The organism is Streptomyces sp. NPDC004609 (assembly GCF_042873655.1).
Taxonomy (GTDB): domain Bacteria; phylum Actinomycetota; class Actinomycetes; order Streptomycetales; family Streptomycetaceae; genus Streptomyces.
Window position 1 is genome coordinate 82817 of the sequence record NZ_JBIALS010000032.1, and the last position, 8322, is coordinate 91138.

7 protein-coding genes are annotated in these 8322 nt (G+C 75.1%); 3 read left to right on the top strand and 4 right to left on the bottom strand.

Annotated features, from left to right (window positions below):
* Nucleotides 1-78: 78 nt before the first annotated feature.
* The 3 genes from ACFYT4_RS27520 to ACFYT4_RS27530 all read right to left on the bottom strand — a co-directional run bounded on the left by ACFYT4_RS27520 (nt 79) and on the right by ACFYT4_RS27530 (nt 2502).
* A complete protein-coding gene (locus ACFYT4_RS27520) occupies nt 79-1371 on the bottom strand; it encodes a DUF1266 domain-containing protein (protein WP_389274505.1) in 1293 nt (430 codons plus the stop codon).
* Nucleotides 1372-1519: 148 nt separating this feature from the next.
* Nucleotides 1520-2185: a hypothetical protein gene (locus tag ACFYT4_RS27525; protein ID WP_389274487.1), complete on the bottom strand. Its 666-nt coding sequence runs from the start codon at nt 2183-2185 to the stop codon at nt 1520-1522.
* Entirely contained in the window at nt 2185-2502 is a 318-nt protein-coding gene (locus ACFYT4_RS27530) for a hypothetical protein (RefSeq protein WP_389274490.1), read from the bottom strand. Before ACFYT4_RS27530 ends, ACFYT4_RS27525 begins: the two co-directional genes overlap by 1 nt.
* Before the next feature lie 186 nt (nt 2503-2688).
* On the opposite strand from ACFYT4_RS27530, the gene ACFYT4_RS27535 reads away from it, so the two are divergent.
* Nucleotides 2689-3264 (top strand): TetR/AcrR family transcriptional regulator, encoded by a 576-nt coding sequence (locus ACFYT4_RS27535; protein WP_389274493.1) that lies wholly within the window; start codon nt 2689-2691, stop codon nt 3262-3264.
* 78 nt (nt 3265-3342) lie between these two features.
* On the opposite strand, the gene ACFYT4_RS27540 is transcribed toward ACFYT4_RS27535, so the two are convergent.
* Entirely contained in the window at nt 3343-6432 is a 3090-nt protein-coding gene (locus ACFYT4_RS27540; protein WP_389274496.1) for an AAA family ATPase, read from the bottom strand.
* A gap of 230 nt (nt 6433-6662) precedes the next feature.
* On the opposite strand from ACFYT4_RS27540, the gene ACFYT4_RS27545 reads away from it, so the two are divergent.
* Both ACFYT4_RS27545 and ACFYT4_RS27550 read left to right on the top strand, forming a co-directional pair.
* A complete protein-coding gene (locus ACFYT4_RS27545) occupies nt 6663-6815 on the top strand; it encodes a hypothetical protein (protein WP_389274499.1) in 153 nt (50 codons plus the stop codon).
* A gap of 480 nt (nt 6816-7295) precedes the next feature.
* On the top strand, nt 7296-8117 hold the full coding sequence (locus ACFYT4_RS27550; protein ID WP_389274502.1) for a lipase family protein: 822 nt from the start codon (nt 7296-7298) through the stop codon (nt 8115-8117).
* Nucleotides 8118-8322 lie beyond the last annotated feature (205 nt).

Below are 8322 nucleotides of genomic sequence, written 5' to 3' on the forward strand. Positions count from 1 at the left end.
CCCGATCCAACCGGGCCCCGGCCGCCCGCCCGATCCGGAAGCCGCACCTGATCCGCCGGGCCCCGGCCTCCGGGCGCCCTACTTCCAGGGGATGTTGAGCCAGGGACTCCCGGGATCGGTGGTGAGAACCCGGTGGGCGGCGAGGACGTCCTCGTACCAGTCGCCGAACTCCTCCTCGTCGAAGTGGAGGCACCGGCCGAGGATGTACGCGGCCGAGAACTCCTTCCAGGACCGGTAGTTCATACGGCTCGCGCGGCCGGCCCGCAGTACGGCGCTCTCGGCCTCCTGGACGGTGCAGTAGCGCCCGCCGACGCCCCAGCGGGCCATGCCGGAAGCCCGGCCGTAGTCCCATGCCTCGGCGGTACGGACGAACTGGCCCTCGCCCAGCAGGCCGTCGGCGCGGAACCGGGCCTCGTAGCGGGCGATCCGTCCGATGAGCCGCTGCACCCCGGCGACCTGGGCCATGACCTCGGAGTCCTCGCGCGGGCGGCCGGGGGAGACGCCGTCGGCGGTGATACGGGGCTCCTTCGCGTGTTCGGCGTTGGCGCGGATCACGCGCTCGGCGACCTGGCGCCAGTGGTCCAGCTCGACGGAGCCGCCGAAGTCGAGGGAGAGGGAGCGCCGGATCTGGAGGGCGAACTCCCAGACGGAGCTGACCATTTCGGCGTTCAGGAGGCTCTCCTGGATCCGCCGCCAGTCCTCGCGGGTGGTGATGCCCCACCACTCCTGGAGGCGGCGCCGCTCCTCGGTGTAGCCGTGGCCGTGGTAGGCCAGGGAGTTCCAGGACTCGCCGTTGGTGACGAACAGCAGGGCCGAGCAGGCGAGTCCATGGGCGACCGGGCCGTGCAGCGGGCCGCCGACGTGGAGGGCGCGGAGCTGGCCGCGCGGGTGGCAGCGGCCCTCGCCGCCGGCCGCGTGCCGGCGCCACAGGGCCCGGTGGGCGGGGGAGGTGGGGAAGAACGCCTCGGAGGGGCTGCCCGGGTTGACCGCCAGCCACTCGGGGTCGCTGTCGGCCCACACCCGTGCGTACCAGTCCAGGGAGCCGGAGAAGTAGACGGGGTCGGCGACGGGGGCGGGGAGCATGCCCTCGGTGTAGACGGCCGCGTACTGATGGCCGAGCTGAGGGGCGTAGTACGGCGTGAACTCCATACGGCGGGGGACGGCGTCGGCGAGCGCCCGGGGTTCGGCCATATAGAGACAGTTACGGGCCAGCACGTCGAAGTATCCGGACCAGTCGCCGCGCAGCTTCGCCTCGTACAGCTCGCGCTCGGTCGGACTCGGCGCCTGCCAGGAGGCCGTGGTGCCGTCGTGGTGCCCCGGCTCGCCGTCCTGACCCGACCCGGCGGCAGCGAGGCCCTCCCCGTTCAACATCGCCATGGGGAGACTCTATCGAGCGCGTCTTCGAAAGTTCCCGGTAGTGGGGGTATGAAGCCTGGTCCACGGCCCGCGGAGTCCGCCCGTCCGCGACCGGACGGCCCGGGCGGGCCGGACGCGTGTACGGGCGCGGGCGCGGGACGTGTTACGGGAGCGGCGCGCGGTGTCCTGGCGGCGGGAGGCCGGGTTCCGTGCCGGGTCCGGTTCCCGGGGCGGCGGGTTCCGGGGCTGTTTCCAGGGTGGCGGGTCCCGGGGCAGGGGGCGGGTTCCGGGGCGGGCGGCTCGCGGACCGGCGTTCGCGCACCCGCTGTCCGTGCCGGGTGAGGCCCGCCGGTTTGACGACCGACAGCGCCGTGGCCGCGAGCAGGACGGCGAGTGCGGCGGCGGCCTGGGCGACGAGCCGGGTCCGCAGTCCGTGCAGGTCGGGGCCGAGTACGGCGCCCCCGGCGGCCGCGTCCGCCAGGCGGCCCACCGGCCGCATGTGCGCCAGCAGGACGACGGTGGCCGGGACGCTGATCCACAGCTTGACCAGCACCCAGTAGTGGCGGGCCAGGCCCCAGGGGGTGCCGAGGGACATGACCGCGCCGGTCACCAGGGAGGCCAGACACAGCGGGACGACGACGTACCGGCCGGTGAGGCCGAGGGCGGGATAGACGGCGCGGGCCGTGCCGGGATCGGCGCCGCGCAGACCGGCGACGGTGAGCACCAGAAAGACGGCCACCGCGCCGAGCCACCCCACGGAGGCGGTGACATGGGCGGTGAGGGCGAGCTTGCGCAGGGCCGGGGGCAGCGGCGGTACCGGACGGAGCATCAGTGGCCCCCCGCGCCGCCGCCGCTGAGATGGGCGACGAGGAGTAAGGCGAGCAGGGCCGAGGCGCCGATCGTGAGCGCGGTCACCCAGCGGGGCCTGCCGGAGCGGTGACCGCCGGGCGGCGCGTCACCCGGAGCGCCCGGAGCGCGCAGGGCCCCGGGCGTGCCCCGACCGCCCGGGGCGGCCGGGAGACCCGGGGCGGCCGGATCGCGCGGGTGGCCCGGGTCGTGCCCGTCGCGCCGGGCGCCCGGATCTTTCCGTCCGTCCGGATCACGCGGGTCGCCCGTGGATCCCGGGCCGGGAGAGGAGTCCGTCATCTGTCCACTTCCTCGATCGGTCGAGAGGCCGGCGGCCGCTCCGGTGGGCCGGGGTACGGCCGGCCGGGGGCAGGGGGCCACCGGCGCGCCCCGGAGGGGCCGCCGTGGCCCACGTGACATTTTTCGATACACACTGTCTAGGTCACGTCATAGTGTCACGGCACCGTCGTCCCGTACCCTGACCCCATGCCCAAGCTGTGGAGCGAGACCATCGAGGCGCACCGCGGCGCCGTGCGGGACGCGGCGCTGGACGCGACCGCGAGACTCGTGGCCGAGCAGGGGCTGATGGCCGTGACGATGTCGGGGATCGCGGAGGCGGCGGGCATCGGCCGGGCCACGCTGTACAAGTACTTTCCCGATGTCGAGGCGGTCCTGACCGCCTGGCACGAGCGCCAGGTCGCCGGGCATCTCGATCTGCTCACCCGGGTGCGCGACCGGACCGGGGGCCCCGGCGCGCAGCTCGACGCCGTCCTGGAGGCGTACGCCCTCATGTCGTACGAGCGCCGGGAGCACCACGGCACCGAGCTCTCCGCGCTGCTGCACCAGGGCGAGCACATCACCCGGGCGCACCACGGCCTGCGTGAAATGATCGCGGAGCTGATCGCGCGGGGCGCCGCCGGGGGAGAGCTGAGGGACGACATCCCGCCCGTGGAGCTGGCGGGTTACTGTCTCCACGCCCTGACCGCCGCCGGTGCTCTGCCCTCCCGGGCCGCGGTCCGCCGCCTGGTGACCGTCACCCTCTCCGGGCTGGCTCCCCGCTGAGGCGCCGACCGCGCGCGTCCGCCGGCCCCGTAGCCTCCCGCCCCACGGCCGCTCGGCTCATGGCATCCCGCCCCGACGTCATACGCCCCGCGATCGGGCGTCCGCGTCCTCCAGGGCCTTGACGATCACCGACACCCGGGCGTGGTCCTCGCCCACCAGCGCCACCTGGCGTTCCCGGACCCGTTCGAACACCTCCCGCGCCGCCTCCGGGGTCAGCAGGCCCTCGTCCAGGCGGCACTCGTCCAGCCGGAAGCGGGTGACCAGGGTGTCCGAGTGGTCCTCGCCGAGTTCGGCGGACTCCGCGGCCAGCACCTGTTCGTACAGGCCCAGCGCCTCGGACCGGTCGCCGTGGACGTGGAGGATACGGGCGAGGCAGTAGCGGGACTCCCGGGTGTGCTTGTCGCCGGGACCCAGGATCGAGGCGTACGAGGCGGCCACGTCCCGGAGTTCGTCCTGCGCCTCCGCGTACCGGCCCAGGCCCTCCAGCGCGTGTGCCAGACAGTGCCGTTCGGACAGGACCACCGAGTCGCCCGGGTCCACCGTGCGCAGCCGCAGCTCGATGATCGCGCGGATCTCCGCCTCGCCCTCCGCCACGCGTCCGCAGGAGCGCAGCAGATCACCGCGCCGGTGGCGGATCTGCAGGGCGAGGTGACTGTCCGGCGAGCGGTCCTCGTCGCCGCCGTCGAACCAGGCGAGGGACTTGTCGAAGGCCTCCAGCGCCTCCTGATGGCGGTTCTGGTTGCGGAGGTTGTCCGCGAGGCAGTGGTACAGATCCCGGTGCAGACCCGAGTCCCGCTCCCCGTACTCCTCCAGGTCCCGCAGGACGGACCGGTACTCCGCCTCCGCCTCCGTCCACCGCTCGGCCGAGTCCAGCGCGTGGGCCATGTGATGGCGGTTGTGCAGCGGAACGAGCCGTCGGTCCTCGGGGATTCCGCTCTCCATGTGGCGGACCAGCGCGCGGTACTCGTCGGCGCCGTGTCCGCGCGACATGATGATCTGGGCGAGCGCGCCGTGGGTGAGCAGGGTGTACGGGTCGTGCGGGCCCTGCACCCGGCGGCGGGCGCTCAGGACGGCCCGCAGCTCCGCCTCCTTCTCGGACTCCGTGGTCAGCCCGCACGCCTGCCGGGACACGGCGACGTTGTGCCGTGTGATGAGGGTTTCGGGGTGGTCCGGGCCGAGCCGGGCGAGCTGCCCGGCGAGGACGGCCTCGAACTCCGCCAGCTCGTCCCGCCCCTGGAGCAGCGAGAGCGCCGCCCGGTGCCGTACGGACAGCCGCACGGGGTGGTCCGGGTCCAGCACCTCGCTGCGCCGGGACAGCAGCCTCGCCAGCTTCCCGGTCTCCGAGTACGAGTTGCCGAAGTTGTAGTAGGCGTACGCGGCCAGCCCGGCCCGCAGCAGCGGGAGCAGGGTCTCCTCGTCGTCGGGGCAGACGGTGAGGGCCGCGGCGACATGCGGGGACAGCAGCCGCCACCAGGGCCAGCCGGGCGGCAGTTCGGGGGCCGTGACGGCCGCGCCGGCCTCGATGACCCGGGCGGCGGCCCGCCACACGGCGGCGCGCTCCCGCTCGGGGCCGTCGGTCAGACGCAGGGCGTTGGCCTCCAGGACGAGGCGGTGGCTCACCAGACAGGGGATGGCGTCCTGGTCGGACGAGGCGCCGTCCGGCGCGATGTCGACGACATCGATGAGATTGAGGTCGATCAGCGCTTCGAGGGCGCGGTCGGCCTGGTCGGGTTCCGCGCCCGTGACGGGTCCGGTGCCGGCATCGGATCCGGTGCCGGTCGCGTCGGCGTGGCCGGTGCCGTGGTCCGTGACGGTCAGCGCCTCGGGGTCCAGCAGCTCGACCGGGAAGGGGGTGGGCGCGCAGCAGGACAGCAGCCGCATCAGGGAGCGCGCCTCGGGCAGGTGCTGCTCCTCCAGCAGATCGAGGGAGAGTTCCCAGGTGCGTCCGATGAGCCGCCGGTGCATGTGCTCGGTGTCGGAGTCGTCCTGCCGCCGCCGTTCGCCCTCGTCGAGGAAGCGCGCGCCCGCCTCCCCCAGCGCCTCGGTGTACGCGGCGAAGCCCCGCACCCGTCCCGTACGCCGGCCCCGGTGGCGGAGCAGCCCCGCGCCGCGCGCCGAGCGGGCGAGATAGGAGCCCGCGAGCTTGAGGGCGAGCGGCAGGCCGTCCAGGCGCTCGGCGAGCACCCGGGCCTCCGCCGGGTCGCCCGCGTCCCCGGCCAGGTCGAGCAGGACGTCCCGGCCGTCCGCGGGGCTGAGCACCCCGATGCGGTGGGTGTCGGCCTCGCCGCCCCACACATCGGGGCTGCCGACGCGTGAGGTCACCACGGTCATACCGGCGCGGCTGGAGCGCAGCCAGCCGGTGCCGTCGCCGGGGGCGCCGCTGTCGGAGGCGAGCCAGGCGGGCTCGTCCGCGTTGTCCACGACGAGCAGCCAGGGCCGCTCGGAGGCGTCGAGCCACCGCCAGACGAGGTCGGTGGCGCTGGTGCGCCCGGCCCAGGCGGCGTCGATGTCGCCCTCGTCCGCGCCGAGTTCACGGGCGACCTCCCGCATGCCCGTGACGAGGCGGTCGGCACTGGACGCGGAGAGCCAGAAGACGCGGTAGCCGCGGTCCCGGGCCTGGCGGGCCAGATGCAGCGCGACGGTCGTCTTTCCGCAGCCGCCGAGTCCGTAGAGGATCTGGGCACGGCTCTCGCCCTCGCCGAGGCTGGTCTCCAGCCGGGCCAGCAGATCGTCGCGCCCGCGCACCCGGGGCGGGAGATCCCCGTAAGGGGCCCGGATGGAGAAGGTGTTGGGGCGGGCGCTGGCCGGGTCGGGCTGGTCGGCGGGCGGGTCGGCGGGGTGTTCCGCGAGCTGCTCGGTGGGCGCCCCGATCCCCCGGGCCGCCCGCTTCTCCCGCTCCACCGCCTGCCTGGCCGCCTCATGGGCCCTCGACCACTCCAGGTCCGGTGCCACGTCACAGCCCCGCAGCAGTGCGGAGAGTTTCGGCCAGGTCGGTACGCGTTTGGCGGTCATCGCGTCGGAGACGGTCGTACGCCCCACTCCCGTACCGGCGGCCAGCTCCCGCACGCCCGTGTAACCGGCGTCCTGCGCGGCCCTCCTGAGCCGGCCCGCCAACTCCCGCGCCTCCGGGACAGCCCCGTCCTCGATCTCGCCGAACCCCGCCGCCACGCCGTCCCCTCCCCGTGGTGTCCGCCAACCCCTCCGAGCCTATGCGGCTGTCCGGCGGGACGTCCTTTGGACACCGGACAACCAGCACGAACGCAGGTCGCGGCAGTGCTGTCCGACCGCTGTCCGACGGCCCTTCAGGACACCTCTCCCCGCTTCTACACAGGACTCACCGGCCGCTCGCAACGGGCCGCCGGACAACGAGAGAAGACAAGAGAAAAGGGGAACACCTCATGGAGGCAGTGCACTTCATCCAGGAACACGCGGTCGTCCTGTCGCTCGTCATCGGGTCCCTCCGGCTGGCCTTCGACTCGGTCCGAGCCGTCCGCGCCCTCTCCCGGCGGTGGCGGGCCCGCCGGGACCGCGTTCCCGGCGGAACGTCGTGACCGTGCCGGGGGGGGGGGGGGGGGGGGGGGGGGGGGGGGGGGGGCGGCGGGGCGCCGCCCGCGCCGGCCCCCCCCCCCGCCCGGCCCCGCCCCCCCCCCCCCCCCCCCCCCCCCCCGCCCCCCCCCCGCCCCCCGCCGCCCCCCCCCCCCCCCCCCCCGCCGCGGGGGGGGCCCCCCCCCCCGCCCCCCCGCCCCCCCCGCCCCCGGGGCCCGGGCCCCCCCCCCCCCCCCCCCCCCCCCCCCCCCCCCCCCCCCGGCCATGCCCATGTCCCCGCACCCGCGCGTATCCGGGGGCGCCTCCCCCGGTCCGCCCCGCACGTCAACACGGACCGTGGCCGCGCACTCGATCCGGCGGCTTCGGGCCGATGCGGGGCGAGGCGCCGTCCGTCGGGCGGGCGGGGTGGATACGACAGGGGGCGCGTCCCCCGGGCCCGCGGGGCGGCGAACGCACCTCCGACCAGTTCGACAAGGGAGCCGACCGTGTCCGTACCGTCCGTGTTCGATCACCACGCCACCGGATACAGCCTGCCGCACGCCTACTGGATGCTGCTGGCCGCCGAACTCGCCTATCAGAGCGAGGCGGTGGTCGAACGGCGGGCCGAGGAGTGGGGGTTCGGGCGGGTGCGGCACCACACCTCGCGGTTCGCGCCGCCGTTCGCTCTGGAGGACACCCAGGCGTACACCCTCGCCAGTGACCGGATGATCGTGACCGCGTTCCGGGGCACGGAGCCGCTGGAGCTCCGGGACTGGCTCTCGGACGCCAACACCCCGCCGTGGCCCGGACCCGCGCGAACGGGGTACGTCCACTACGGCTTCGGGGAGGCGCTGGACTCGATCTATCCGGCGGTCCGGGAGTCGGTCACCGAACTGCGGGACAACGGTCAGACCGTGTGGTTCACCGGGCACAGCCTCGGTGGCGCGCTCGCGATGCTCGCGGGCTGCCGGATGTATCTGGAGGAGCCCCGGCTGCGCGCGGACGGGGTGTTCACCTTCGGGCAGCCCCGCACCTGCGACCGTGCTCTGGCCGCCGCCTGCGACAAGGGCTTCCAGGACCGCTTCCACCGGTTCGTCAACAACAACGACATCGTGCCCCACCTGCCGCCGGAGCCCGCGTACACCCATGTCCGGACGCTCCGGTACCTCGGCGCGGACGGGAAGCTGCGCACCTCCATGCCGTTGCCGGGCGCGCTGGCGGACCGCGTCAGGGGTCTGACGGCCGATGTGTTCGCACCGGCGAGTGACGGTGTACGGGACCACTTCATCGGGAGCTACGTCACCGCGCTGGAGAAGAACCTCGTCTGACGGGCAGCCGGGCAGCCGCGGGGCAGGTGGGCTGCGGGCGATCCGATCCCCCGGGCAGCGGATGCCCCGGACACCCCGGACACCCCGGACACCCCGGACACCCCGGACACCCGGGGGGGGGGGGGGGGGGGGGGGGGGGGGGGGGGGGGGGGGGGGGGGGGGGGGGGGGGGGGGGGGGGGGGGGGGGGGGGGGGGGGGGGGGGGG